Here is a 26962-nt window from a genome sequence, read left to right as displayed (position 1 = left end):
CCAAATGTGGGAGCTGGCTTGCCTGCGATGGCGGTGTGTCAGCCCTGAATGTGCGGACTGATACACCGCCATCGCGGGCAAGCCCGCTCCCACACTGGATCTCAGTCACTTTGAGATCCTTGTCAGCCTGGGAGCAGTGTACTTACGAGGACAGGTAGGACGAACGCGTCAGCCCCAGACGCAACGCATCCAGGAACTGCGTACGCTCGCTGGCACTGATCTTCGCGCTGGCGCACTTGTCGCGGTAGTGCGTCATCAACTCCTCCGGCGACAAGTGCACGTAGCGCAGCATGTCTTCGATGGTGTCGTGGGTCTCGATCCCGGCGCTGTACACCGAACCGTCTTCACGCTGGTAGATGTTTACCGAGTCGGTGTCACCGAACAGGTTGTGCATGTCACCGAGAATTTCCTGGTAAGCGCCCACCAGGAAGATGCCCAGCAAGTAGTCTTCACCTTCGTTCAAGCCATGCACCGGCAGGCTGGTCTCGATGCTCTGCTCGTCGACGTATTGCTTGATCTTGCCGTCGGAGTCGCAGGTCAGGTCTTGCAGCACGGCGCGGCGCAGCGGCTCTTCGTCGAGACGGTGCAGCGGCAGAATCGGCAGCACCTGGCCGATGGCCCAGGTGTCCGGCAGGCTCTGGAACACCGAGAAGTTGCAGATGTATTTGTCGGCCAGCTTGTCGTTGAGCTCATCCAGCACTTGGCGATGCGAGCGCTGGCGGGCTTTGAGCGAGTTGTGCAGGCGGCGGCACACAGCGAAGTAGCACTGTTCGGCCAGGGCTTTTTCGGCCAGGGTCAGCTTGCCGTCGGCGTACTGGGTGGCCACGTCGCTCATGTAGTGAGTGGCGCGCCAATACGTCTCGGTGACCATCTCGATGTCGGTCGGGCCCAGCAGGTCCACCAGCCATTGCACGGTTTCCGGCAGGCTTTCCTTGTTCTCGATCTGCGGCACGTCGTCGTTGTGTTTTTCGACGTCGGTGACCTGCACCACCAGCATGGCGTGGTGGGCGGTCAGGGAGCGGCCGCTTTCGGAGAAGATGTGCGGGTGCGGCAGGCTCTGCGCGTCGCAGAATTCCTTGAGCATGCCCACGACCACACCGGCGTAATCGTCCATGTCGTAGTTGATCGAACTGGCGTTACGCGAGTGCGTGCCGTCGTAGTCCACGCCCAGGCCACCGCCCACATCGATGTGATCGACCGGCAGGCCGAGGTTGCGCAATTCGCCGTAGTAACGAATGGCTTCCTTGAAACCGTGCTGGTAGTCGGCCAGGTTGGCGATCTGCGAACCCATATGAAAGTGCAGCAGGCGGATGCCCTGGTCCAGGCCGGCAGCGCGGAAGCGCTCGACCACCGACAGCAATTGCGCCGCCGACAAACCGAACTTGGACTTCTCGCCACCGGTGTCGGCCCATTTGCTCGACGCCAGCGACGACAAACGCACACGCAGGCCAACCTGCGGCTTGACCTTGAGGCTCGCAGCCTCTTCGATCACCAGGCCGACTTCGGATTCTTTCTCGATCACGATAAACACATTGTGACCAAGCTTCTGGCCCATCAGCGCGAGGCGGATGAACTCACGGTCCTTGTAACCGTTGCAGACGATGGTGCCGCCCTTGGGTGCCAGGGCCAGCACGGCCAGCAGCTCGGGCTTGGAGCCGGCTTCCAGGCCGATCGACACGTTCTGGGTGGCGATGATGTTCTCGATCACCGCTTCCTGCTGGTTCACCTTGATCGGGTACAGTGCGGTGTACTTGCTCTGGTATTCCAGGCGCTCGATGTTCGAATCGAACGCACCGGTCAGCTGGCGTACACGGTCTTGCAGGATGTCGGGAAAACGCACCAGCAGCGGCAAGGACAAACCGCTTTTGCGCAGCTCGTCAACTTGCTCGTACAGATCAACCGGTGTGCTGTTCGGGCCGTTCGGACGGACTTCAACGCGACCGGCATCATTGATCGCGAAATACCCGGCCCCCCAATGGCGAATCCCATAAACACTGCGGCTGTCCGCAACTGTCCATTGGCTGCCATCGTCTTTGCGTGTGCGTCGTACGGACATCGAAGTCCCCTATATAAAGTCGAAGATCACCACGCCCTTCTTGCAAGGCTGGCGAAGTCTAAAGAATGAAAATGACGATTTGCCTGTAAGGAAGGTAGACCCCACTCGCAGGACAGAGTTTAGACACCGGTCAGGAACAGGCTCTGTGAAAACCATGGAGACGACAGTTCGCGTTCAGCAAAGGGCCATCGGGGTGGGTTTCACAGAGGCTGCTAGCCGCCGGATTTCTTCGCTTTGTAACCCAGCTTGATCAGCTCGGCCAACAGCAACTCGACGTGATCACCCTGGATCTCGATGACACCGTCTTTCAACGCGCCACCGGTGCCACAGCGCTTTTTCAGCGTGGTAGCCAGTTCCTTCAGGGCTTCTTCAGCCAAGGGCACGCCAGTGATGGTAGTCACCGTCTTGCCGCCACGGCCTTTGCTCTCGCGTCGTACGCGGGCAATGCCGTCGCCTTCAGGGATCAGGGTCTGTTTGCAGGTACACGAATCCACGGGCTGACGACAGTCCGGGCAGTGTCGACCTGCGTCGGTGGAAAATACCAGGCCACCAAGGGCGGCGAAGGATGCGGCTTTTTTGGCCACCGGCAATCCTCTTGGGAGGACAAAGACTGATCGGAACCCGGCTCTCGTTACAAAAGGCAGCTTACCGACCGCGAAGCCCCACTCAGGCAGGGGCAGCGCTACCGAAACGCCAAGGCGGTTCGGGTGAAAAGGCGCGCAGTGTAACGGCAAAAAGCCGGCTTGCTAAGAGCCAAATAGCGCCAATTTATGCAACTTTAGCGACGTGAGGCCAGATAGCGCCGCAAGCCCTCTTGAGCATCCGGGCAGTAAGGCTTTTGTTGAGCTTCCTGCAGGACCGTTTCAAGGGGCAGAAACCGCGCTTCCATGACCTCCTCGGGCTGCAAGCGCAATGGGCCATCCCAGACTGCCGAGTAAGATTTGCACCACAGCCGGCTGCCCTCCTCCTCAAAGTAGAAGTGGTCGTGCTCGACCAGTTCCACACCGCCCACGCCGAGTTCTTCTTCCAGCTCACGGGCAGCCGAAACCGCGTAGGTCTCGCCCGCCGCCACCATGCCACCTGCCGCCGTGTCCCAAAAGCCGGGATACAGGGCTTTGCTCAGGGTGCGTCGGTGCACACACAGTTCACCGGCGGAGTTGAACAGGAAGATAAAGGTGCAACGGCCGATCAGGCCGCGCTGGCGCAGGTCGGACCTGACAAGGTCGCCGAGCAGGTTGTCCTGCTCGTCCACCCAGCAGATCAGTTCAGCATCAGAGGCCTCACGGTGTGCGACCTCCTTTTGAGAAGCGTCCATCATTACCCTTGGTTGAGGAGCTGACGCAAGTCGATCACTGCAGCGTTTGCCCGGGAAATATAATTGGCCATGACCAGCGAGTGGTTGGCGAGGATGCCAAAGCCACTGCCGTTAAGAATCATAGGGCTCCACACCGGCTCCTGCGAGGCTTCCAACTCGCGAATGATCTGACGCACGCTGACGGTGGCGTTTTTCTTGGCCAGCACGTCGGCGAAGTCGACTTCAATCGCGCGCAACAGGTGAGACAAGGCCCACGCCTGGCCACGGGCTTCGTAGAACACGTTGTCGATCTGCATCCATGGGGTTTCCACCACTTCTTCATCGACCTGCGGCACTTCACCCGGCGCCAGGGCCTCGGTTTTCAGTGCGGTGTTGAGCTTCACCCGACCCACACTGGCCGACAGGCGTTGCGACAACGAACCCAGGCGCGTGGCGACATCACCCAGCCAGTTGTTCAGGTTGTCGGCGCGGGCATAGAACAGCGCGCCCTTCTGGTTCGGGTCGGACAGTCGTGCCTCGTAGCGGCTCAGGGAGTTGATGCCTTCCTGGTATTCCGACTCGCTGGACGGCAGCACCCAGCTCTTGTTGTCGAAGTTAAAGCGCGGTTCAGCCTTGGCCAGGTCCGCGTCTTCAGCCGACTGCGACTGTGAACGGGCGAAGTCTTTACGCAAGGCGCGGGTCAGGTCACGCACCTGCACCAGCACGCCATATTCCCAGCTCGGCATGTTATCCATCCACAGGCCTGGCGGGAAACGGTCGTTGGAAATGTAGCCACCAGGCTTGTTCAGCAAGGTGCCGACCACGGTCTTGAGGGTTTCGACGGTGGTGTAGCCAATCACCATCTGCTTGCCTTCCTTCTCGGCGGCAAGCTGGGCGTTTTGCTGGACCGGGAACAGCGCCGGCTCTTCGCTCCAGTACCAACCCAGGCCGCCGGTGACCAACAGGTACAAGGCCAGCACGCTGAGCAGCGCTTTGCTCATCAGCAGGTTACGAAAGTAGCCGCGTTGGGTCGACTTTGGCTCAGGGGCGGGGCCTTTGGCACTGCCTGCACGGTTTTTCCAGTCCAGCATGGCGATATCCTTTCAATCACTTGAGTTCATGCACGTCAATTGTCCGGGTGCGGTCAAACACTCCGACCACAACCCTACCCCATCGTGCCCATCGGCGCGGGGCTTTTAACCGAAAGTGGCAGGTGGGAGACGTTCGACTATAAAGGATGCACGCTTTTTACGCAGCGTGACCATTGGGTCGGTAACTGAATCCCCAAGACTTGCACTTAATTGACGTATGACACTCATGCAACAGAAAAGAGGTGCTAGCATAGAGCCATCAGTCGACCTCAGCATGCACCCTCACTAGTAGTCAGGATATGACCGAGCCAGAAGACCCCAGCCGTGAGCGTCTCAAGCACCATTTTGCCCAGCGGGTAATTCATCAGGCACGTCAAATTCTTGAGATCTGGCAACGCCTGCAACGCAGCGAATGGTCGAACACCGATTTGTCCGAACTCAGCGAAGCCAACCTGCGCCTGCTGCGCTTTGCCGAGCGTTTCGAACAGCCGGAACACGGCCAGCTGGCACGACACATCGGCGAATCGCTCAAGGTGGTGGACGAAAATCGCGGCCGGCTGAGCAGCCAGGTCATCACCGAACTCAACCGCCTGATGCAACGCCTGTCCCGCACCGGTCTGCGCCAGGGTGATCAGCTGGAACAAACCTTACTGCCGCCGATGCGCAAGCCCATCTACGTGATGCTGGCCGATCACGACCGCGCCGAACGCCTGGCCAAACAGTTGGAATTCTTTGGCATGAGCGCCCAGTCCCTGGACAGTGTGCCGGCGTTTCGTGCCTCCCTCGCAGAGCGCCTGCCGTCGGCGATTGTGATGGATGTGGACTTCTGCGGGGCGGGCCTGGGCCTCAAGCTGGCCGCCGAAGCCCAGGAAGGCCTCGAGCAAAAGCTGCCGCTGCTGTTTTTCAGCTTGCACGAAACCGACACGCCAACGCGCCTGGCCGCCGTGCGCGCCGGTGGCCAGGAGTTCCTCACCGGCACCCTGGAAGCGTCGAGCCTCTTGGAAAAGATTGAAGTGCTGACCTGCGTCGCGCAGTACGAACCTTATAAAGTGCTGATCATCGATGACTCGCGGGCACAAGCGCTGCACACCGAGCGCCTGCTCAACAGCGCCGGCATCGTCACGCGCACCTTGATCGAACCGATCCAGGCCATGGCCGAACTGGCGGATTTCCAGCCGGACCTGATCATCCTCGACATGTATATGCCTGCCTGTACCGGCACCGAACTGGCCAAGGTGATTCGCCACAACGACCGGTACGTCAGTGTACCGATTATCTACCTGTCGGCCGAAGACGACCTGGATAAACAACTGGACGCCATGAGCGAAGGCGGCGACGACTTCCTCACCAAGCCGATCAAGCCGCGCCACCTGATCACCACCGTGCGCAACCGAGCCGCCCGTGCCCGTAACCTCAAGGCGCGAATGGTGCGCGACAGCCTGACCGGGTTGTACAACCACACCCATATCCTGCAATTGCTCGAAGACTGCAGCTTCCGCGCCCGCCGCGAGAACAAGCCACTGAGCTTTGCGATGCTCGACATCGACCACTTCAAGCGCGTCAACGACAGCCACGGCCACCCCATGGGCGACCGCGTGATCAAGAGCCTGGCGCTGTTTCTCAAGCAACGCCTGCGCAAGACCGACTACATCGGGCGCTACGGCGGCGAAGAGTTCGCCATCGTGATGCCCGACACCGACCTGGAGTCGGCCTGCAAGGTATTGGACGAAATCCGTGGGCGCTTTGCCGAAATTCACTATCCGGCCCAGCCGCAGGATTTATGGTGCACCTTCAGCGCCGGGCTGGTAGAGCTGTGCGACGGCTCCGACAGCCTGATGATGGCTGCCCAGGCCGACGAGGCGCTGTACCGCGCCAAGGACGCAGGACGCAACCGCGTGCAAGCCGCTCGTACATCAAAGCAAAGTGCCACCTTTTCACCGGAATCCACCGAATCCGTCATAACTTTGTAATGGAAACGCAATAACTTCAGGCACTTATCTTTTGCTGTCGGTTGAAACCACGCATGCGCCTGAAGCTGCTGACCAATCTCAATACCCTTCTGCTGGTGGCCGTGTGCCTGGCCCTTGGAGCGACGCTATGGTGGTCGCAACGTGCGCTGGAACGGCCTTATCTGCTGATGGAACGCTACCTGGGCCTGTCGCAGACCTTTCAGAACCAGGCCGCACGCAACATTGATGATTACCTCTCCAGCGGCGATGCCCTGCGTTTGAGCAGCGCCAGTCAAAGCCTGGAAAACCTGTTGCAGCACCTTGACGAATTGCCGGCAGAACTTGGGCAAAACCTGCGCCCCAGCCTGGTGGATCTGGACACCTTCAGCAAAACCGACCTGCTCGCCGCCGGCAAACTGGCGGGCGACCCGCAAGCCCTGTTGCTGCAAGCCGAACGTGAGCTGGGCGCGAACCTTGAGCAACTGAGCCAATACGCCACGGGCGTCAACTCACCAGACGCCGCTCGCTACCTGCCGCCCTTGCTGGCCGCGTCCCAGCACCTGGGCAAACTGTCCCTGGCCCGCGACAAACTGGTCAGCAGCGGGCGCGCGGAGTTGGCCGATGACGTGGAGCGCGAGGTCGCCAGTATCCGCACTCAGGCCGACGTGTTGGCGGGGTTGCCATTGCTTGGTGTCAAGGCCAGCAGTGAATCCAGCGCCGATGATTTTTCCGCCATGATGGGCCTGGAAAACAGCGAGAAAGCCGAAGTTCAGGACACCGGGGTCGACCTCAAGCGCGAACTCAACAGCCTGTTGACCCGCTACCCCGCCGAACTCAAGCGTACCCGCGAGCAAATCCAGCAGCGCACCGCACTGGCCGCCGCCACTCATTTAAAAATCGCCGCCGTGCAACAGGCCATCTCCGGCCTGGAGCCGGTGGTACGCGCCCAACACGCCAGGATCCAGGGCGAAGTTCGCCTGTTACAAGGCGTGATGATCGGCCTGATCCTGCTGATTGCCCTGCTGATCGACACCCTGCAACGGCGCCTGGCGCGGGTGCTGACCAACCTCGCGCCCGCCCTGTCGACCTGGGCCGAAGGTGATTTCAGCCAGCCGATTGCGCTGGGCAAGACCAACCGCGAACTGCACGATATTGAAGCCTCGCTGAACCGCTTGCGCGCTTACCTGGTGGACCTGGTGGGCACCATTCGCGCAAATGCCGAACAAGTCGCCGGCAGCAGCCGCGCCCTGGCCGAGCTGAGCAGTGGCCTGCACGACGGGGCCGAGCGTCAGGCCGGCGATACCGCGCAGATCCGCGATTCCCTGGGCGAGCTGGAAGCCACCATTCAGCAAGTGGCCGGCGATGCCAGCCAGGCCGCCGGTGCCAGCCGCAGTGCAGGCCTGGCCGTGGAACAGGGCCAACGGGTGATCGGCCTGAGCCTCACCGGCTTGCACGCACTGGTGGGTGAAGTGCAGCAAAATGCGCAGATGATCGAGAAACTCGCGGAAGAATCCGCCACCATCGGCGGCGTGCTCACCGTGATTCGCTCGATTGCCGACCAGACCAACCTGCTGGCCCTCAACGCCGCCATCGAGGCTGCGCGCGCCGGGGAAGCCGGGCGTGGGTTTGCCGTGGTGGCTGACGAAGTGCGCACCCTGGCCCAGCGCACGGCGGGCGCCACCGCTGAAATCCAGGGTTTGATCACCGGCCTGCAAAGCGCCGCCCATCAGTCGGTGCAGGGCATGCGCGCGCAGGTCGAACACGCCGAAGCCACCGCCCAGCAGGCCCAGGCGGCCGACGGCGCGCTGGATGAAATCGTCGGGGCGATCCAGACCATTTCCGACACTGCCGTGCGCATCGCCGATGTGACCGCGCAGCAGAGTGGCGCCGTCAGTGAGATTCGTGACAACAGCGAGCGGATTCACCAGCTGGGCGAGGATAATCTGCTGCGAATCGGCCAAGGCCGCAGCCAGGGTGAGCATCTGTTGGAACTGGGTGGGCAACTGAACACTGCCGTGCAAGCGTTTCGCGTCTAATGCGATCGAGATCGTGCCCACGCTCTGCGTGGTCATGCATCCTGTGACGCTCCGCGTCACGACTTTAGAGCGGGACTCGGAGCGTCCGGGGCGGCATTCCCACGCGGAGCGTGGGAACGATCAATCACTGACCAAATCCAGCCTCACAGTCACAAATTTTGCGCAATCATCGCTAATCGTGCCGCCTACTGCATAGAACTGGACAGTCACAAAGGCTTTGCGGCATAGTCGCCGGGTTCTGACGCACCCACATCAATAACAAGGAACAGCCGATGGCGACCTTACTGGTTCTTCACGGACCCAACCTGAACCTGCTCGGTACCCGTGAACCGGGTGTCTACGGGGCGGTGACCCTGGAACAGATCAACCTTGATCTGGAACGCCGGGCGCGTGAAGCCGGCCACCATTTGCTGTACCTGCAAAGCAATGCCGAGTACGAATTGATTGATCGCATCCATGCCGCGCGTGGCGAAGGCGTGGACTTTATCCTGATCAATCCCGCCGCTTTTACGCATACAAGTGTTGCATTACGTGACGCGCTGCTGGCGGTGAGCATCCCATTTATCGAAGTGCATTTGTCGAACGTGCACAAACGCGAAGCTTTCCGCCATCACTCCTACTTCTCCGACGTAGCAGTAGGTGTGATCTGCGGCCTTGGCGCCAGCGGTTACCGACTGGCCCTGGAGGCCGCCCTGGAACAACTTGAACAACCGGCCAAGCGCCCCTGACCGACCCTTGGGAGTTGATGATTCATGGATATCCGTAAAGTTAAGAAACTGATCGAACTGCTGGAAGAATCCGGTATCGACGAGCTGGAAATCAAGGAAGGCGAAGAGTCCGTACGGATCAGCCGCCACAGCAAGACCCCGGCTCAACAGTTCTACGCGCCACAGATGCAAGCACCTGCTCCGGCTGCCGCACCTGCCGCCGCCCCGGCTGCTGCCGCTGCACCTGCCGCCCCAGCCGCGCCTGCGCTGAACGGCTTCGTGGTCAAGTCGCCAATGGTCGGTACTTTCTACCGCACCCCGGCACCGACCTCGCCAGCCTTCGTTGAAGTCGGCGCAACCGTGAAAGTGGGCGACACCATCTGCATCGTTGAAGCGATGAAAATGATGAACCACATCACCGCTGAAAAAGCCGGCGTCATCGAATCCATCCTGGTAGAAAACGGTCAGCCGGTTGAGTACGACCAGCCGCTGTTCACCATCGTTTGAACCGCGGAGCGCCTTCGATGTTGAAACCTGCGAAGAAACTGCAAAAAGTCCTGATCGCCAACCGCGGCGAGATCGCGCTGCGTATCCTGCGCGCCTGTAAGGAAGAGGGCATCAAGACCGTCGCTGTTTACTCGACGGCCGATACCGAATTGATGCACGTGAAACTGGCGGACGAAAGCATTTGCATCGGCCCGCCACTGGCCACGAACTCGTACCTGAAAGTCTCGAACATCATCGCGGCCGCTGAAGTGACCGGCGCTGATGGCATCCACCCAGGCTACGGCTTCCTCGCGGAAAACGCCGATTTCGCCGAACAGGTGGAAAAATCCGGCTTCGCCTTTATCGGCCCTAAAGCCGAAACCATCCGCCTGATGGGCGACAAGGTTTCGGCCAAGGACGCCATGATCGCAGCCGGCGTGCCAACCGTTCCAGGTTCCGACGGCCCACTGCCGGAAGACGAGGCAACCGCCCTGCGCATTGGTCGCGAAGTCGGTTACCCGGTGATCATCAAGGCCGCCGGTGGCGGTGGTGGTCGCGGCATGCGTGTGGTGCACAAAGAAGAAGACCTGATCGAAGCTGCCAAGCAGACCCGCTCCGAAGCGGCTGCCTGGTTCGGCAACCCGATGGTCTACCTGGAGAAGTACCTGACCAACCCACGTCACGTGGAAGTGCAGGTACTGTCCGACGGCCAGGGCCACGCCATCCACCTGGGCGACCGCGATTGCTCGCTGCAACGTCGTCACCAGAAGGTACTGGAAGAGGCACCGGCACCGGGCCTGGACGAAACCGCGCGCCAGGAAGTACTGGCTCGCTGCGTCAAGGCGTGCATCGACATCAACTACCGTGGCGCCGGTACCTTTGAGTTCCTCTACGAGAACGGCCGCTTCTACTTCATCGAGATGAACACTCGTGTGCAGGTAGAGCATCCGGTTTCGGAGATGGTCACCGGTATCGACATCGTCAAGGAGATGCTGAGCATCGCCGCCGGCAACGTGCTGTCCTTCACCCAGGACGACGTCAAGATCCACGGCCACTCCCTGGAGTGCCGGATCAACGCCGAAGACCCGAAAACCTTTATCCCAAGCCCTGGCCTGGTCAAGCATTTCCACGCGCCGGGCGGCAACGGCGTGCGTGTGGATTCGCACCTGTACAGCGGCTACAAGGTTCCGTCCAACTACGACTCGCTGATCGGCAAGCTGATCACCTGGGGCGCCACCCGCGACGAGGCCATGGCCCGTATGCGCAATGCCCTGGACGAAATCGTGGTAGACGGCATCAAGACCAACATCCCGCTGCATCGGGATCTGGTACGCGATGAAGGCTTCTGCGAAGGTGGTGTGAACATTCACTACCTGGAACACAAGCTGGCCAACCAGTAAGTGCTCCACCCAACAAAGCCGCCTTCGGGCGGCTTTGTTGTTTGTGGGCCCGCAAGAACACCGCCGCCCCCATGTGTGCGGGCTTGTGTGGGAGCTGGCTCCCACATAAGCCCGCTCGCCACAAACTCGCCGCTCGCGTAAACTTGCGCGCTTTCGCGACCCAGCCGTCGCACACTCATTTTTTCAAAGGTGCCCGCCATGCCTTGGCTGCAAGTCCGTCTCGCCATCAGCCCAGAACAAGCCGAAACCTACGAAGACGCTTTCCTCGAAGTCGGCGCCGTGTCGGTGACCTTCATGGACGCCGAAGACCAGCCGATCTTCGAACCGGAACTCAATACCACGCCGCTGTGGTCCCACACCCATCTGCTGGCCCTGTTCGAAGACGGCACCGATGCCGCCGCCGTGCTGGCCCACATGGAACTGCTCACCGGCAGCCCGCTGCCCGAGCACCACAGCGAAGTGATCGAAGACCAGGATTGGGAACGCAGCTGGATGGACAACTTCCAGCCGATGCGTTTCGGCCAGCGCCTGTGGATCGTGCCAAGCTGGCACGCCGCGCCTGAGCCGAATGCCGTCAACTTGCTGCTGGACCCGGGCCTGGCGTTCGGCACCGGCACCCACCCTACCACCGCGCTGTGCCTGGAATGGCTGGACGGCCAGGACCTGAGCGACTGCAACGTGCTGGATTTCGGCTGCGGCTCAGGGATCCTGGCGATTGCCGCGCTGCTGCTGGGCGCCAAGGAAGCGGTCGGCACCGATATCGACGTACAAGCCCTGGAAGCTTCCCGTGATAACGCCGGGCGCAATAACATTGCTGAAGGCAAATTCCCACTCTACCTGCCGGAAGATTTGCCCCAGGTGCAGGCCGATGTGCTGGTGGCCAATATCCTCGCCGGCCCGCTGGTGTCGTTGGCGCCGCAGCTGTCGAGCCTGGTCAAGCCGGGCGGGCGCCTGGCGCTGTCGGGCATCCTCGCCGAGCAAGGCGAAGACGTGGCCGCTGCCTACGCCAAGGATTTCGAACTGGACCCGATCGCCAACCGTGATGGCTGGGTACGCATCAGTGGTCGTCGGCGCTAGAATGAGCGCTTGCCTGAATCGGATGGCCGCATGACCGACAGTTTCGTCACCCAGTGCCCACACTGCCAAGCCCGTTTTCGCGTCAGCCACGCACAACTGAGTGTGGCCCGCGGCGTGGTGCGCTGCGGCTCGTGCCTGCAAGTGTTCAACGCCGCTCGCCAGTTGCTGGAGCAGCGCGGCCAGGTGCCTGCGCCTGAGCAGCCGGCCGTTGCCGAGAAGGCCACTGAGCCGACCGCCGAGGCCCCACGGGCCATCAGCCAGAAGCAGTGGAACGCCGAAGAACTGGACCTGGACAACCTGGACCTGGACGAAGAACTGGCCAAGCTGGAGCGTCGTCAGGCACCCGCTGACCGTCGCCAGCCTGAAGATGCCCTGAGCGCTACGCGCGGCACTGCCAAGGCCGAAGAAGAACAGTGGGCCGCCAGCCTGTTCAGTGAACCGCCCGAGGAGCGCACCCCAGCGCCCGAGGACGAGCCAGAGCCAGAGCCGGCCACTGCGACACGCCAGCGCACCGAACCCTCCATGTCGTTTCGCCTTGACGACATCGACGATGAACCGCCACTACGCTCGGCGCCCCACGTTGAAGATGACGATATCGACCCGCCGTTCACGCCCTTGACCCAGGCCCTGGACGAACCGGAACCCGAAGATCGCCCGCAACCGCGTCGCAAGCGCGCGCGCCCCGAGGCAAGTGTTCACGATGACGTACTCCAGGACCTGGAAGACGACCCGCTGCACCTTTACGCCCAAAAGCGCCCGTCCGGCTGGGGCCGCCGCCTGATCTGGATGCTGCTGGTGCTGATCGCCGCCGCAGGCCTTGCAGGCCAGTACATCGCGTATCAATTCGACGACCTGGCCCGCCAGGATGCCTACCGCCCATGGTTTCAGCAGCTATGCCCGTCACTGGGTTGCACGGTGCCGTCGCGGGTCGATATCGCCCATATCAAGAGCAGCAACCTGGTGGTGCGCAGCAACCCGGAGTTTGCCGGGGCGCTGGTGGTGGATGCGATCATCTATAACCGGGCGACGTTTTCGCAGCCCTTTCCGTTGCTGGAACTGCGTTTCGCCGACATGAACGGCAATCTGATCGCCAGTCGTCGCTTCAAACCCGGCGAATACCTGAGCGGCGAATTGGCCGGCGTCAGCGAAATGCCATCGCAGACACCGATCCACATCTCCCTGGATATCCTTGACCCAGGCAATAAAGCGGTGAATTACAGCCTGAGTTTTCACTCGCCCGAGTGAACCGGCGCAGGCTCTGAGGTTTGACGGCAAATTATTGACTTTGCGCTGCGCAACCAAACCGGCGGCGATAAAGAAATAACTGTTCAGATTTTATCCAATTCAGCCTTTATCCAGTCATCGAGAGCGGGTATCATGCCAACCCTTTTTCGAACTCTAATGATCCGGCCCCACAACAGGGAAGTCCTATGTCGGCGGTACGCATCGGCCCATACACATTGCAAAACGGCTTGATCCTCGCCCCGATGGCGGGCGTCACCGACCAGCCCTTTCGTCAGCTGTGCAAGCGTTTGGGCGCGGGTCTAGTAGTCTCTGAAATGGTCACCAGCGACATGAGCTTGTGGAACACCCGCAAATCGCGGATGCGCATGATCCACGAAGGTGATCCCGAGCCCCGCTCGGTGCAGATCGCCGGGGGTGATGCGCAAATGCTGGCAGATGCGGCCCGAGCCAACGTGGAGTTGGGCGCACAGATCATCGACATCAACATGGGCTGCCCGGCCAAGAAGGTCTGCAACAAGGCCGCCGGTTCCGCATTGTTGAAAGATGAGCAGTTGGTAGCCGAGATCCTGCAGGCCGTTGTCGCCGCAGTGGATGTGCCGGTCACCCTGAAAATTCGTACCGGCTGGGACCGGGACAACAAAAATGGCCTGACAGTGGCGAAGATCGCTGAACAGGCCGGGATTACAGCGCTGGCGGTGCATGGCCGCACCCGCGCAGACCTTTACACAGGTGAAGCCGAGTACGACACCATTGCCGCGATCAAGCAGGCGGTGTCGATGCCGGTCTTTGCCAATGGCGATATCGACTCAGCCGAGAAAGCCCGGCGCGTGCTGCACGCAACCGGCGCCGATGGCTTGTTGATTGGCCGGGCCGCCCAAGGGCGGCCATGGATTTTTCGTGAGATCGAACACTTTCTGCGTACCGGCGAAGTCTTGCCGGCACCGGAGTTGATCGAGGTGGAACGTATTCTGCTAGAGCATCTGGCCGCCCTGCACGCCTTCTATGGAGACGTGATGGGAGTACGCATTGCTCGCAAGCATGTCGGCTGGTATCTCGCCACCTTGCCGGGCGCCAAGGAATTCCGCGCTCAGTTCAATCGTTTGGATGAAACGCAGGCACAGGTCGCCACCGTTCGTGAGTTCTTCGCCGAACGTGACAAGAGCCTGGGAACAGGGGATGGAGAGGGGGTGGCCGCATGACGATGATGACCGAGACTTTAGTGAGTGGAACAGCACCCGTGAGCGACAACGTCAATTTGAAACAGCACCTGAACACGCCGAGCGAAGAAGGTCAGACCCTTCGTGGGAGTGTCGAGAAGGCGCTGCACAATTATTTCGCCCACCTTGAGGGCGCTTCCGTCACGGACGTGTACAACCTGGTGCTCTCCGAAGTCGAGGCGCCGTTGCTCGAAAGCGTGATGAACTACGTCAAGGGCAACCAGACCAAAGCCAGTGAGCTGCTGGGCCTCAACCGTGGCACCTTGCGCAAAAAGCTCAAACAATACGATTTGCTGTAAGCATTCAATCAAACCAGAAAGGCGCCCGCGTAAAAACGGTCGCCTTTTTTGCTGACTCCTTTGCTTTTGATGGAAATTGAAATGACCGACCAGACCACCCGCCTGCCGATCCGCCGCGCCTTGATCAGTGTCTCCGACAAGACCGGGATCCTCGAATTTGCCCGGGAGCTGGAAGCCCTTGGCGTGGAAATCCTCTCCACAGGCGGGACCTTCAAACTGCTGCAGGACAACGGCGTGGCCGCAGTAGAAGTCTCGGACTACACCGGTTTCGCAGAAATGATGGACGGTCGGGTCAAGACCCTGCACCCGAAAATCCACGGCGGGATCCTCGGTCGTCGCGGTATCGATGACGCCATCATGAGCGAACACGGCATCAAGCCGATCGACCTGGTAGCCGTTAACCTTTACCCGTTCGAAGCCACCATCAACAAGCCAGGCTGCGACCTGCCGACCGCCATCGAGAACATCGATATCGGCGGCCCGACCATGGTTCGCTCCGCTGCCAAGAACCACAAAGACGTGGCCATCGTGGTTAACGCCAGCGACTACGCGCAAGTATTGGAAAGCCTGAAAGCCGGCGGCCTGACCTACGCCCAGCGTTTCGACCTGATGCTCAAGGCGTTCGAACACACCGCCGCCTACGACGGCATGATCGCCAACTACATGGGCACCGTGAACCAGGCCGCTGAAACCCTGAGCACAGAAGGCCGCAGCCAGTTCCCGCGCACCTTCAACAGCCAGTTCATCAAGGCCCAGGAAATGCGCTACGGCGAGAACCCGCACCAGAGCGCGGCGTTCTACGTGGAAGCCAAGCCTGCCGAAGTCGGCATCGCCACCGCGACCCAGCTGCAGGGCAAGGAGCTGTCCTACAACAACGTGGCCGACACCGACGCCGCGCTGGAATGTGTGAAGAGCTTCGTCAAGCCAGCCTGCGTGATCGTCAAGCACGCCAACCCGTGCGGCGTGGCTGTGAGCCCGGACGCTGAAGGCGGCATTCGCCAGGCCTACGAACTGGCCTATGCCACTGACACTGAATCCGCGTTTGGCGGCATCATTGCCTTCAACCGTGAGCTGGACGCCGAGACCGCCAAGGCGATCGTCGAGCGCCAGTTCGTTGAAGTGATCATTGCCCCATCCGTCAGTGAAGAAGCTCGCGCCATCGTCGCCGCCAAAGCCAACGTGCGCCTGCTGGCCTGCGGCGAGTGGTCAGCAGACCGCGCCGCTGCCTGGGACTACAAGCGCGTCAATGGCGGCTTGCTGGTACAGAGCCGCGACATCGGCATGATCGGCAGCCAAGACTTGAAGGTCGTGACCAAGCGCGCCCCGACCGAGCAAGAGATCAACGACCTGATCTTCGCCTGGAAAGTCGCCAAGTACGTTAAGTCCAACGCCATCGTCTACGCCAAGAACCGCCAGACCATCGGTGTCGGCGCCGGCCAGATGAGCCGCGTGAACTCGGCGCGTATCGCCGCGATCAAGGCAGAACACGCAGGCTTGCAGGTCGTGGGTTCGGTGATGGCTTCCGACGCGTTCTTCCCGTTCCGTGATGGCCTGGACAACGCCGCGAAAGCCGGTGTTACCGCCGTGATCCAACCGGGTGGCTCGATGCGTGATGCTGAAGTGATCGCGGCCGCTGATGAAGCGGGCATCGCGATGGTCTTCACCGGCATGCGCCACTTCCGCCACTGATTGATCGTTCCCACGCTCCGCGTGGGAACGCAGCCAGGGACGCTCCGCGTCCCTCGGACGCAGAGCGTCCGTAGAGGCATTCCCACGCAGAGCGTGGGAACGATCATCCTAACGAGGGTTTTGAAATGAATGTTTTGATCATTGGCAGCGGTGGCCGCGAACACGCCCTGGCCTGGAAAGTTGCCCAGGACCCACGCGTTCAGAAGGTTTTCGTCGCCCCCGGCAACGCCGGCACCGCCATTGAAGCCAAGTGCGAAAACGTCGCCATCGACGTGCTGGCCCTTGAGCAGCTTGCTGATTTTGCCGAAAAAAATGTTTCCCTGACCATCGTCGGCCCGGAAGTACCGCTGGTTGCCGGCGTTGTGGACCTGTTCCGCAGCCGTGGCCTGGACTGCTTCGGCCCAACCGCCGGTGCCGCCCAGCTGGAAGGCTCCAAAGCCTTTACCAAGGATTTCCTGGCTCGCCACAAGATCCCGACGGCGGACTACCAGAACTTCACCGAGATTGAGCCGGCCCTGGCTTACCTGCGTGAAAAAGGCGCACCGATCGTGATCAAGGCCGATGGCCTGGCCGCCGGTAAAGGCGTGATCGTCGCCATGACCTTGCAGGAAGCCGAAGACGCCGTACGCGACATGCTCGCCGGTAACGCGTTTGGTGATGCAGGCTCGCGTGTGGTGATCGAGGAGTTCCTCGACGGCGAAGAAGCCAGCTTCATCGTGATGGTCGATGGCAAAAATGTGTTGCCGATGGCCACCAGCCAGGACCACAAACGTGTTGGCGATGGCGACAGCGGCCCGAACACCGGTGGCATGGGTGCCTACTCCCCTGCCCCGGTCGTCACCGCCGACGTGCACAAACGCGTGATGGACCTGGTGATCTGGCCAACCGTGCGCGGCATGGCCGACGAAGGCAATGTGTACACCGGTTTCCTCTACGCTGGCCTGATGATCGACAAAGCCGGCAACCCGAAAGTCATCGAGTTCAACTGCCGCTTCGGCGACCCGGAAACCCAACCGGTGATGCTGCGTCTGCAATCGAGCCTGGTGCTGCTGGTGGAAGCCGCATTGGCCCAGGCCCTGGACAAGGTTGAAGCACAGTGGGACCCGCGCCCGAGTGTCGGCATCGTACTGGCGGCCGGTGGTTACCCTGCCGACTACGCCAAGGGCGATGTGATTGAAGGCCTGGATGCGGCTGCTACGCTGGAAGGCAAGGTGTTCCATGCAGGCACCGCGCTCAAGGACGGCAAAGTTGTAACCGCAGGTGGCCGTGTATTGTGCGCCACCGCAATGGGTGCCAGTGTCGACGCCGCGCAGCAACAGGCGTACAAACTGGCGGCAAAAATCGACTGGAAAGGTTGCTTCTACCGCACGGACATCGGCTATCGCGCCATTGCCCGTGAACGCGGCGAGAACAACTGAACAGCTACGCTTGCGTAGCTATCCGTTCGGCTAGGTAAGGGCCTCTGGCCCTTGCCGTACCCATGTCGCCCCGCGCATAGTTAACCCGTGCATCAACCTACGAAGGGATTTCGCCGTGCGCTGGCTCAGGATCGCCATAGGTTTTACAGTCAGCTTGCTGACCCTGCTCTGCTTGTTCCCGGCCCAGGCCGCCGCGCAAGGCAGTGGCTGGGCAGTATTGCTTGATGAACAGGCCGACCTGCAACTGAGCGACATCCGCTCCGCCCGCTACACCAATCAATTCAGCCCCATCGAACTCGACCGGATTACCGCTGCGCAGCCGGACGGTGCGTTGTGGGTACGCTTCAAGCTGCAACCCGGCAAGCACGAACAAGTGCTGCGGGTATTCGCCCCGGACCTGTCGCACCTGAACCTGTATGTGCTCGACGGCGACATGCTGGTGGAGCAGCAAAGCACCGGTACCCGCCAGCCCCAGGCGGAACGCCCGCTGCCCAGCAGCGATTTCATGCTGCCGATGCCCCAGAGCCAGAAGCCCCTTGAGGTGTACCTGCGCCTGGTCTCGGAACACGAACTGCGCCCCTACATCACCCTGGAACCGGCCGTGCTCGCCGCCGCCGACCAGACCCAGACGCTGATCTACGGCCTGCTGTTCGGCTGCCTGCTGATGCTGATCCTGCACAACCTCACACGCTTCGCCTATCACCGCTCGCGCAGCAGCCTGTGGCTGGCGGCCTGCGAAGTGCTGTTGATGCTGAGCCTGGCGCTGTTGCTCAACCTGGTGGGGCCGTGGCTGCCAAACTGGCACGCGGTGCAGACCCCGGGCGCCTACCTCGCGCTGCTGCTGACTGCGCCGTGCGGGCTGATGTTTGCCTATCGCTTCTTCATGCCCTTGGGCCCGCACCCACTGAACAAGCTGTTGATGGCCGACATCCTGCTGATCGTGCTGTGCGGCCTGCTGCTGTTGTTCGTCAACACCTTGCCGCTGAACATCATCACCTACGCGCTGGTCGCCCTGGCAGGCTTGAGCATGTTGTTTATCTCGGCTTACCACTGGCAGAAAGGCTACCGACCGGCGCGCTTGTTTGTGGTGGCGATGGTGGTGTTCAACATCGGCACCCTGATCATCCTGCCCGCCCTGCTGGGCCTGACGCTGGTGGCACCGCAAGGCTTGATCGTGACCCTGCTGAGCTTTATCTGCCTGAGCGGCCTGCTGATGAGCCTGGCCCTGGGCGAACGCCAGCGCGCCATTGTCGAAGCACGCTTCAGCCTCAGCCGCGACCTGGCGGCCAGCAATGCCGAGATCGCCGCCAAGGCCGAATTCCTGGCCAAGATCAGCCACGAAATCCGCACGCCCATGAACGGCGTGCTGGGCATGACCGAGTTGCTGCTCGGCACGCCGCTGTCGGTCAAGCAGCGTGACTATGTGCAGACCATCCACAGCGCCGGTAATGAACTGCTGACGCTGATCAACGAGATCCTCGACATCTCCAAGCTCGAATCCGGGCAGATCGAACTGGACGACGTGCAATTTGACCTCAACGCGCTGATCGATGACTGCTTGAGTATCTTCCGCGCCAAGGCCGAACAGCAGAACGTCGAGCTGATCAGCTTTATCCAGCCGCAGGTGCCCCGCGTGATCAGTGGCGACCCCACGCGCCTGCGCCAGGCGCTGTTGAGCCTGCTGGAAAACGCCCTGCAAAAAACCGATGAAGGCGAAGTGCTGATCGTGGTCGCCCTGGACGAACGCAGCACCAAGCCACGCCTGCGCATCGCCGTACAAGACAGCGGCCTGCCGATGGATGCCGCCGAACGCGACGCGCTGCTGCACAGCGAACTGCACAGCAAGAACTTCCTCTCGGCTACGCGCCTGAGCGGCCACCTGGGCCTGGTCATCGCCCGCCAGTTGATCCTGTTGATGAACGGCGAGTTCGGCATCAAGAGCGGCAGCCACCAGGGCAGCACGCTGTGGCTGACCCTGCCACTGGACCCGGAACGCCTGGAGCACCCGACGTCCGACCTCGACGGGCCGCTCAAAGGCGCGCGGGTGTTGGTGGTCGATGACAACGACACCTGCCGCAAAGTGCTGGTGCAGCAATGCACCGCCTGGGGCTTGAACGTCAGCGCTGTGCCGTCCGGCAAAGAAGCCCTGGCGCTGCTGCGCACCAAAGCGCACCTGCGCGACTACTTCGACGTAGTGCTGCTGGACCAGAACATGCCCGGCATGACCGGCATGCAACTGGCGGCGAAGATCAAGGAAGACCCGAGCCTGAACCACGACATTCTGCTGATCATGCTCACCGGCATCAGCAATGCGCCGAGCAAGATCATCGCGCGCAACAGCGGGATCAAACGCATCCTCGCCAAGCCAGTGGCCGGCTACACACTCAAGACCACCCTGGCCGACGAACTGACCCAGCGCAGCAAGGGCACAATTGCGCCGCGCCCTGCTCTCAGCGCGCCGGCAGCAGTCACCGTGCCCAGTGATTTCAAGATCCTGGTGGCCGAAGACAACAGCATCTCCACCAAAGTGATTCGCGGCATGCTCGGCAAGCTCAACCTCAACCCGGACACCGCCAGCAACGGCGAGGAAGCGCTGGAGGCGATGAAAGCCCAGCGTTACGACCTGGTGTTGATGGATTGCGAAATGCCGATCCTCGATGGCTTCTCTGCCACCCAGCAATTGCGCGCATGGGAAGTCAGCCACCAGCGTATTCGCACGCCGGTGGTGGCGCTGACGGCGCATATCCTGTCGGAACATAAAGAACGCGCACGCCAGGCCGGCATGGATGGCCACATGGCCAAGCCGGTGGAATTGTCGCAGTTGCGTGAACTGGTGGAGTTTTGGGTGGCGCAGCGTCAGCAACGCCCGGAGCACGCCCCGTCGTGACCTTGAATGCAGCCTCCTGTGGGAGCTGGCTTGCCTGCGATGGCGGAGTGTCAATCACACACCCTTTGTCTGCTCCACCGCTATCGCAGGCAAGCCAGCTCCCACATTTGCCCGGTTGCGCCTGATAGACTCCGCAAACCTCTCCTATCGCGAGCCGCGCCCATGCTCCACGTGTTATTCAGCGTCTACCTGAAAATGCTGGTGCTCTACAGCCCGTTCTTTGTGCTGTCCTGCTTTATCAGCCTGACCCGTGGTTACTCCAGCAAAGAACGGCGCCGGCTGGCCTGGAAGGTCGCGTTGGCCACGCTGGTGTCGAGCGTGTTGCTCTACCTGTTCGGCCGAGTGATTTTCAGCGTGTTCGGCATTACCGTGGATGCATTTCGCATTGGCGCCGGCAGCGTGCTGTTTATCTCAGCCCTGGGCATGGCCCAAGGCAAGTCGGCGGTGCAGACCGACAATGTGCAGCAGGACGTGACCATCGTACCGCTGACCATCCCGCTCACGGTCGGCCCCGGCACCATCGGTGCACTGTTGGTGATGGGCGTGAGCCAGCCCCACTGGGATGACAAGTTCATGGCCATCGTCAGCATTGCCCTGGCCAGCTTCACGGTCGGTGTGGTGCTGTATTTGTCCAACCGTATCGAACGCATTCTGGGTGACCAGGGCTTGCAGATTGTCAGTCGGTTGATGGGGTTGTTCGTGTGTGCGCTGGCCGCGCAGATCATCTTTACCGGCGTGCGCGGTTATCTGGTGCCTTAAATCCGGTACTTCGCGATTGCCAGTTGCACCTTGTCGCCGGCACTCTCGCGCATCAGCTGGATGGTTTTTTCATTGACCACAGAGGTGTTGAGCACCAGGCAAGTCTGGCCGCTGAAAGCCTCGACCGAAGAGCTGTCCCACTCCAGAAACGGCAGGCCCAGCTGTTTGCTCACACCGTGGGTGCTGTAAGTCACCAGCACCATCATCACCTCTCCCGCCGTTTCAGCACAGGACGCCAGGCCGAAATCACCGCCCTGATGCACGGTGCTATTGCGCTTGAACAGCTCAAACGAGGCAGGCTGTTGCTTCAAGGCCAGCAGCGCATCCGCCGCCAGTTTCGGCAACGCCGCCAGCAGCGGCCCTGCCAGCGAGGCCGCCGCCAGCGCGGCGATGATATTCAGCGCCGCCACCTGCACCGTCAGCCCTTTGCCGGAGCTTGAGACCCGCTCAAAAGCGCTGCGCACCGGCAACCAGCCCAGGCTGACCATCACCTTGATAAATTCGTCATACCAGGCCTCACTCCCCCGTTGGACCTTCAACACATCACTCACATAACTGCTGGCCAGCAGGTAGCTTTTACGAATGTATTCACGGTTCAGCGCCGACATGCCCTCGATAAACGAAATCACGCCGTTGTTCACGACGGCTGCATTGCTGTCATCTTCCGCGTCCAGGAACACCGAGCGTTTGGCGCCCGGCGCCCCTGGCAGCTTGTAGGCGGCAATCAACTTGCGCCTTTTGGCACTGATGATCCTTTTGTGATGTCGCTCCATTTTCAGTTCTCCACAAGCACCCCACATGGGGCTTGTCTCCACACTAGTCCAGCCGCTGGCGCGCTTTCCAGACCACAAACATCGCTTGGCGCCCCCGTCGAAAAAACGTCAACCAGCAATAACGAGGCATACCGGTAGACCTTCCTTTTTTCATCGGCAAAAAAAGAAAAAGCCCCGAGTAACAACAGGTTTTCACCCAGCGTTACTCGGAGCCTTCTTACCTGCCGCAGGCTGATTTCAGGAAGCGGGTTTCTCGCCGTACCAGCGTGGCGTGTACACCCATTCGCCGCCACCGGCGCGGGGGAATACGCAGGTGGTGGACGAGCCGATCAGCACCATGGTGCGCATATCCACTTGCTCAGGCGTCAACTGCCCCAACGTGGTGACGCGCAAAGTCTGGCCAGGGCGGCCAATGTCGCGACCCAGCACCACCGGTGTTGCGGGCGTGCGGTGCAACGCGACGATTTCCAGGGCGCGCCCCAATTGCCACGGCCGCGAACGCGAGATCGGGTTGTAGAACGCCAGCGCCAGGTCGGCCTGGGATGCAAGGTCCAGGCGTTTTTCGATAATCGACCAGGGCTTGAGGTTGTCCGACAACGACATCACGCAGAAGTCATGCCCCAATGGCGCACCCGCCTGGGCGGCAGTAGCCAGCGAGGCTGAGACGCCCGGCAGAATGTCCAGCTCGACCTGATGCCAGGCCGGGTCACTGGATTCGTGCAACGCCTCAAGCACCGCCGCCGCCATGGCAAATACGCCAGGGTCACCGGACGACACCACCACCACCGAACGGCCTTGAGCGGCCAATTCGAAGGCATGGCGAGCACGCTGCATTTCTTCGCGGTTGTCGGTGCAGTGTTGCACTTGATCGTCGCGGAACGGCCCGGCCATGCGCACATAGGTTTCGTAGCCCAGCACATCGGTGCAACGCGCCAGCTCGGCCTTCACCGCCGGCACCATCAACTCGGCTGCGCCAGGGCCAAGGCCGATCACGGCAAGGCGGCCACGGGCACGGCCGACATGCGACAGGTCCAGCGGTTGCTCTGCCACTGTGATAACGATGTCCGCGCCTTGCGCCAGTTGCGCAAACCGCAACGGCACACCTAACTCCACTGCGGCTTGCTGCAACGAGGCTTCGGCCATCTGCGTATCGCTGGCCAGCAGGCACGCCAGCGATTGCACGGCGATGCCGGCGTCATGCAAAGCCGTTCGCACGCGCTGAGCTAAATCCACACCAGGCTTACAGGTGACACACACCGTCTTCGGATAAATCAGCAACTCATTGGCAGCCGGCGCGCGCTCGGCACTGCCCACGTGAATCGCCAAACGTGCGTGCTGATCCTGCGGCAAATTCGCCTGGTCCAGCCACGGCGCCACACCTTCGATGCGCACGCTTTCACCGCCCAGCAGGTCCGAGACAAACCGTTTGCCCAGCTCCAGGTCCGCCAACGCATAACCCGCTGGCGGGTTGAGCAGGCAAGTGCCAAAACGCAGTTCGCCGCTGGTGGTGATCGCCGCAGCGACGCCGAGTGCCGCGCCAATCTCTCGCGCCATCAGGTTCACACCGCCCAGGCCACCGAGCAACGGCACTACGGCGCTGCCGTCTTCAGCGACGGCGAGCACAGCCGGCTCTTCGCCTTTTTCCAGCAGCAGCGGCGCCAGCGTGCGGATCACAATGCCGGCAGCACACAAAGCAATCAGCGGCGTGCCTTGCTGGTACAGCTGGCGCAGGGTCGTGCCGAATTCACTGTAAGCCTGGTCCGCCCCTTCGACCCGCCCGGCCAAGCCGTGGATCAGCGCGCCAGGGTAAACCTGCGCGATCTTGCGCGCCGTCGCCAGGCTGGCCTGGCCGAGAATGACAATCGCCGGGCGCATCAACCTTGCCACCTTTCACCCGGCACGATGATCAGCGAGAAGTACGGCGAAGACGCCGGGTCGACTTGATCCAGCGGCACTATTTTCTGATTAGCCATGGTCGCACGCTCCACGTAGAGCGCACGCTCGGCCAAGCCGAGTTCTTGCAGCACCTGGCGCACCTTGGGGAAATTACGCCCCAGCTTCATGATCACGGCGGCATCGGCATCCGCCAACCGACGTTTGAGGTCGTCGTGGGGCAGCACGCCGGAGAGCACCGACAAACTCTGATTGCGATACACCAACGGCGCGCCGAGCACCGAAGCGCCACCGAGCATTGAGCAGACGCCGGGGATAACCTCGGCTTCATAGCGCTCGGCCAAACGGTCATGCAGGTACATGTAGGAGCCGTAGAAGAACGGATCGCCTTCGCAGATCACCGCCACATCGCGGCCAGCGTCCAGGTGCGCGGCCACATCGAGGCTGGCGTTATCGTAGAAGTCGCTGATGATCTGCTCGTAAGACATCGGTGCCGGCAGCACTTCGGTGGTCACCGGGTACACCAGCGGCATCAAGGTCTGCTGTGCCACCAAGTGGTCTTCGATAATACCGAAAGCATTGCCTTTCTTGCCCTTGGCCACGAAATACGCCACCACCGGCGACTCGCGCAGCAGGCGCAGCGCCTTGAGGGTGATCAGTTCGGGGTCACCGGGGCCAACGCCCAGGCCAATCAAACGTCCGCGTGCCTGCATTACTCGACCTCCGTGGCCAAGGCGTTGACCGCCGCGGCAGCCATCGCACTGCCGCCCAGGCGGCCTTGCATGATCACAAACGGCACGCCACGGCTGTCGGCCGCCAGCATCGCCTTGGATTCGGCGGCACCAACAAAGCCCACCGGGAAGCCCAGAATCAACGCTGGTTTCGGCGCGCCGGCGTCGAGCATTTCCAGCAGGTAGAACAGCGCCGTCGGCGCGTTGCCGATCACCACCACGCTGCCTTCCAGGTGCGGGCGCCACAGTTCCAGCGCGGCAGCTGAACGGGTGTTGCCCAGCTCCCGCGCCAACTCCGGCACGCTGTCGTCGCGCAAGGTGCAGATCACCTGGTTATTGGCCGGCAGGCGCGCGCGGGTCACGCCTTCGGAGACCATGCGCGCATCACACAAAATCGGCGCGCCAGCGGCCAGCGCATCGCGCCCGGCCTTGCCTGCGCCTTCGGAGAACTGCAGGCCGTCGATGGCGTCGACCATGCCGCAGGCATGAATCACCCGCACCGCGAGTTTTTCCAGGTCGGCAGGGATGCGCTCCAACTTGGCTTCCGCGCGAATAATGGCGAAGGAGTTGCGATAGATCTCCTGACCGTCGCGGATGTAATCAATCATCGGTGTTGCTCCGTGTGCGGCCGCGTAACAGGGCGCCCGCCGCTTCAATGGAAAGAGTGCGTGCGTGCAGCCGGCCGAAACCGGGGTGGGCTGCCTCGCGAAAATAGACGTCGTAGTGGCCGGGGCTTACCGCCAGCAAGGTGACCGGCGCGGTGTGTGCGGCAGCGCAGGAGCGTGGGCAGCCGGACAGGTGCACCTCGGCGCCAGGTTGCAGCGCGGCCAGTTGCAGGGCATCGGCCTTGGTGTCGGCCAGGCCTTTGGCGCAGCCGCTTGAACCGGTGCAGGCGATCATGCGTGCCAGGGGTTGGTCGACTGAGCCAAGGAAGCCCAATTGCTCCAAGCCTTCAGTCACGGCGCCGTGGTTTTTAAGGTTGGGCAGCAGTACGCCCTGCCACGGCGTAAAACGCAACGTGCCGTCGCCGAACTCACTGGCCAACTGTGCGGCGCCTTTGAGCATGCTTGAGTCCAGACGACCCAGCGGCGCAATGGCGGCAACGTAAAACAGATCTTTTTGTCGCTGTGGATAAGTGCCCAAGTGCAACAACCCCCCACTGGGCTGGCGTTTTAACCCATCCACCGACAGTAACGGCAGGTTCAGGCGGGCCAATAAGTTATCCACAGCCAGATGACGCATGCGGGTTTGCGTCGGTGTCGCCAGGTCGAGAAACGCTTCCAGCACGGCCACGACCAAGGCATAGCCTTGCTCGAGCGGCACAGCGCCCAAGGGTGCATTCAGCCCCGGACAACCGGCCAGGCCGAAGGCCAATAGTGTTTCGCCATCGCGCTCGAACGCCGACAGCCACAAGTCATGGTGATGTTCGAGCATCGCCAGGGCTTCACCGCCATCCAACTGCACGGCGAACTTGGCCGACAGCTCATGGAAACGTGGATGGTTTTGTAAGGTGGCAAGGATCTGATCGGCCAGCGGGCGAGTGTCGAACAGCATCTGGGTGTCGATACCTGCGCTGGGGCTGAGCATCAGGTTGCGCACGTCATCGCCAGCGGCGTTGTTCGGGCCAAGGCCTGCGGCCAGCAGCGCGGCGATCAACGCCTCTTGCTCGGCACCGATCCCGCGAATCTGCAAATTGGCGCGGTTGGTCGCCTCAATCACCCCACCCGCATAGGCCTGCGCCGCGTCCGCCACAGCAACTGCCTGGGCGGCAGTGATAGAACCACCGGCCAATTTGATCCGGCATATCCCGCCATCCAGCGCCTGGACGATACGCAGCAACCCCGGACAAGCCGAGGGGCGCATGGTATTCAGAGCAGGCGTTGGGTTCACGGGGCTACCGGTTGACGGGTAAAGGCGCGGTATTATGCCTGCTTTGTCCGGCGGCATGAAAAGCC

The 26962-nt window shown here is 61.5% G+C and carries 21 protein-coding genes and 1 pseudogene; 13 read left to right on the top strand and 9 right to left on the bottom strand.

The window, feature by feature from the left end:
* Positions 1 to 142: 142 nt before the first annotated feature.
* The 4 genes from speA to GIW28_RS10405 form a co-directional block, all read right to left on the bottom strand.
* Entirely contained in the window at positions 143 to 2056 is a 1914-nt protein-coding gene (gene speA, locus GIW28_RS10420) for an arginine decarboxylase (protein ID WP_017136738.1), read from the bottom strand.
* 212 nt (positions 2057 to 2268) lie between these two features.
* Entirely contained in the window at positions 2269 to 2640 is a 372-nt protein-coding gene (locus GIW28_RS10415; RefSeq protein WP_012722004.1) for a translation initiation factor Sui1, read from the bottom strand.
* A 194-nt stretch (positions 2641 to 2834) separates the two neighbouring features.
* Positions 2835 to 3371, bottom strand: coding sequence for an NUDIX hydrolase (locus GIW28_RS10410; RefSeq protein WP_026013681.1), 537 nt, complete (start codon positions 3369 to 3371; stop codon positions 2835 to 2837).
* 2 nt (positions 3372 to 3373) lie between these two features.
* Positions 3374 to 4351 carry a DUF2333 family protein gene (locus GIW28_RS10405; RefSeq protein ID WP_370589438.1) on the bottom strand — a complete coding sequence of 326 codons (978 nt, stop codon included), beginning with the start codon at positions 4349 to 4351 and terminating at the stop codon, positions 3374 to 3376.
* A gap of 389 nt (positions 4352 to 4740) precedes the next feature.
* Between GIW28_RS10405 and GIW28_RS10400 the strand changes: the two genes are divergently transcribed.
* The 13 genes and pseudogenes from GIW28_RS10400 to GIW28_RS10340 all read left to right on the top strand — a co-directional run bounded on the left by GIW28_RS10400 (position 4741) and on the right by GIW28_RS10340 (position 21610).
* Complete coding sequence (locus tag GIW28_RS10400) at positions 4741 to 6411, top strand: response regulator (protein ID WP_017136741.1); 1671 nt, start codon at positions 4741 to 4743, stop codon at positions 6409 to 6411.
* 1499 nt (positions 6412 to 7910) lie between these two features.
* Positions 7911 to 8426, top strand: a pseudogene (locus GIW28_RS30775) (methyl-accepting chemotaxis protein); the annotation flags it as partial.
* Positions 8427 to 8698: 272 nt separating this feature from the next.
* Positions 8699 to 9154: a type II 3-dehydroquinate dehydratase gene (gene aroQ, locus GIW28_RS10390; protein ID WP_017136743.1), complete on the top strand. Its 456-nt coding sequence runs from the start codon at positions 8699 to 8701 to the stop codon at positions 9152 to 9154.
* Positions 9155 to 9178: 24 nt separating this feature from the next.
* Positions 9179 to 9640: an acetyl-CoA carboxylase biotin carboxyl carrier protein gene (gene accB, locus GIW28_RS10385; protein ID WP_017136744.1), complete on the top strand. Its 462-nt coding sequence runs from the start codon at positions 9179 to 9181 to the stop codon at positions 9638 to 9640.
* Between the two features lie 17 nt (positions 9641 to 9657).
* The gene (gene accC / locus GIW28_RS10380; protein ID WP_017136745.1) at positions 9658 to 11019 is read left to right on the top strand and encodes an acetyl-CoA carboxylase biotin carboxylase subunit; all 1362 of its coding nucleotides are present in this window, start codon (positions 9658 to 9660) and stop codon (positions 11017 to 11019) included.
* A 198-nt stretch (positions 11020 to 11217) separates the two neighbouring features.
* Positions 11218 to 12096, top strand: coding sequence for a 50S ribosomal protein L11 methyltransferase (gene prmA / locus GIW28_RS10375; RefSeq protein ID WP_017136746.1), 879 nt, complete (start codon positions 11218 to 11220; stop codon positions 12094 to 12096).
* Positions 12097 to 12126: 30 nt separating this feature from the next.
* Positions 12127 to 13341 carry a DUF3426 domain-containing protein gene (locus GIW28_RS10370; RefSeq protein WP_236446644.1) on the top strand — a complete coding sequence of 405 codons (1215 nt, stop codon included), beginning with the start codon at positions 12127 to 12129 and terminating at the stop codon, positions 13339 to 13341.
* 185 nt (positions 13342 to 13526) lie between these two features.
* Positions 13527 to 14540: a tRNA dihydrouridine synthase DusB gene (gene dusB, locus GIW28_RS10365; RefSeq protein ID WP_099548135.1), complete on the top strand. Its 1014-nt coding sequence runs from the start codon at positions 13527 to 13529 to the stop codon at positions 14538 to 14540.
* The gene (gene fis, locus GIW28_RS10360) at positions 14537 to 14857 is read left to right on the top strand and encodes a DNA-binding transcriptional regulator Fis (RefSeq protein WP_003221275.1); all 321 of its coding nucleotides are present in this window, start codon (positions 14537 to 14539) and stop codon (positions 14855 to 14857) included. The genes dusB and fis overlap by 4 nt, the downstream gene beginning before the upstream one ends.
* Before the next feature lie 81 nt (positions 14858 to 14938).
* On the top strand, positions 14939 to 16546 hold the full coding sequence (gene purH / locus GIW28_RS10355) for a bifunctional phosphoribosylaminoimidazolecarboxamide formyltransferase/IMP cyclohydrolase (protein WP_236458937.1): 1608 nt from the start codon (positions 14939 to 14941) through the stop codon (positions 16544 to 16546).
* Positions 16547 to 16671: 125 nt separating this feature from the next.
* Positions 16672 to 17964, top strand: a complete 1293-nt coding sequence (gene purD, locus GIW28_RS10350; protein ID WP_017136750.1) for a phosphoribosylamine--glycine ligase — start codon at positions 16672 to 16674, stop codon at positions 17962 to 17964.
* A gap of 115 nt (positions 17965 to 18079) precedes the next feature.
* Positions 18080 to 20851 carry a hybrid sensor histidine kinase/response regulator gene (locus GIW28_RS10345; RefSeq protein ID WP_099548133.1) on the top strand — a complete coding sequence of 924 codons (2772 nt, stop codon included), beginning with the start codon at positions 18080 to 18082 and terminating at the stop codon, positions 20849 to 20851.
* Between the two features lie 162 nt (positions 20852 to 21013).
* Positions 21014 to 21610: a MarC family protein gene (locus GIW28_RS10340; RefSeq protein ID WP_017136752.1), complete on the top strand. Its 597-nt coding sequence runs from the start codon at positions 21014 to 21016 to the stop codon at positions 21608 to 21610.
* On the opposite strand, the gene GIW28_RS10335 is transcribed toward GIW28_RS10340, so the two are convergent.
* The 5 genes from GIW28_RS10335 to cobG form a co-directional block, all read right to left on the bottom strand.
* On the bottom strand, positions 21607 to 22383 hold the full coding sequence (locus tag GIW28_RS10335) for a hypothetical protein (protein WP_017136753.1): 777 nt from the start codon (positions 22381 to 22383) through the stop codon (positions 21607 to 21609). The two genes, GIW28_RS10340 and GIW28_RS10335, sit on opposite strands and share 4 nt — an antisense overlap.
* 237 nt (positions 22384 to 22620) lie before the next feature.
* Positions 22621 to 24258 carry a precorrin-3B C(17)-methyltransferase gene (cobJ, locus tag GIW28_RS10330; RefSeq protein WP_236458938.1) on the bottom strand — a complete coding sequence of 546 codons (1638 nt, stop codon included), beginning with the start codon at positions 24256 to 24258 and terminating at the stop codon, positions 22621 to 22623.
* Entirely contained in the window at positions 24258 to 24989 is a 732-nt protein-coding gene (locus GIW28_RS10325) for a precorrin-2 C(20)-methyltransferase (protein ID WP_236446270.1), read from the bottom strand. The genes cobJ and GIW28_RS10325 overlap by 1 nt, the downstream gene beginning before the upstream one ends.
* The gene (locus GIW28_RS10320) at positions 24989 to 25615 is read right to left on the bottom strand and encodes a precorrin-8X methylmutase (RefSeq protein WP_017136756.1); all 627 of its coding nucleotides are present in this window, start codon (positions 25613 to 25615) and stop codon (positions 24989 to 24991) included. Before GIW28_RS10320 ends, GIW28_RS10325 begins: the two co-directional genes overlap by 1 nt.
* The gene (gene cobG / locus GIW28_RS10315; protein WP_236446273.1) at positions 25608 to 26954 is read right to left on the bottom strand and encodes a precorrin-3B synthase; all 1347 of its coding nucleotides are present in this window, start codon (positions 26952 to 26954) and stop codon (positions 25608 to 25610) included. Before cobG ends, GIW28_RS10320 begins: the two co-directional genes overlap by 8 nt.
* Positions 26955 to 26962: the final 8 nt, after the last annotated feature.

This window comes from Pseudomonas sp. PA-5-4B (assembly GCF_021606215.1).
Classification (GTDB): Bacteria; Pseudomonadota; Gammaproteobacteria; order Pseudomonadales; family Pseudomonadaceae; genus Aquipseudomonas; species Aquipseudomonas edaphica.
This window is presented reverse-complemented; position numbering and strand designations above follow the sequence as displayed.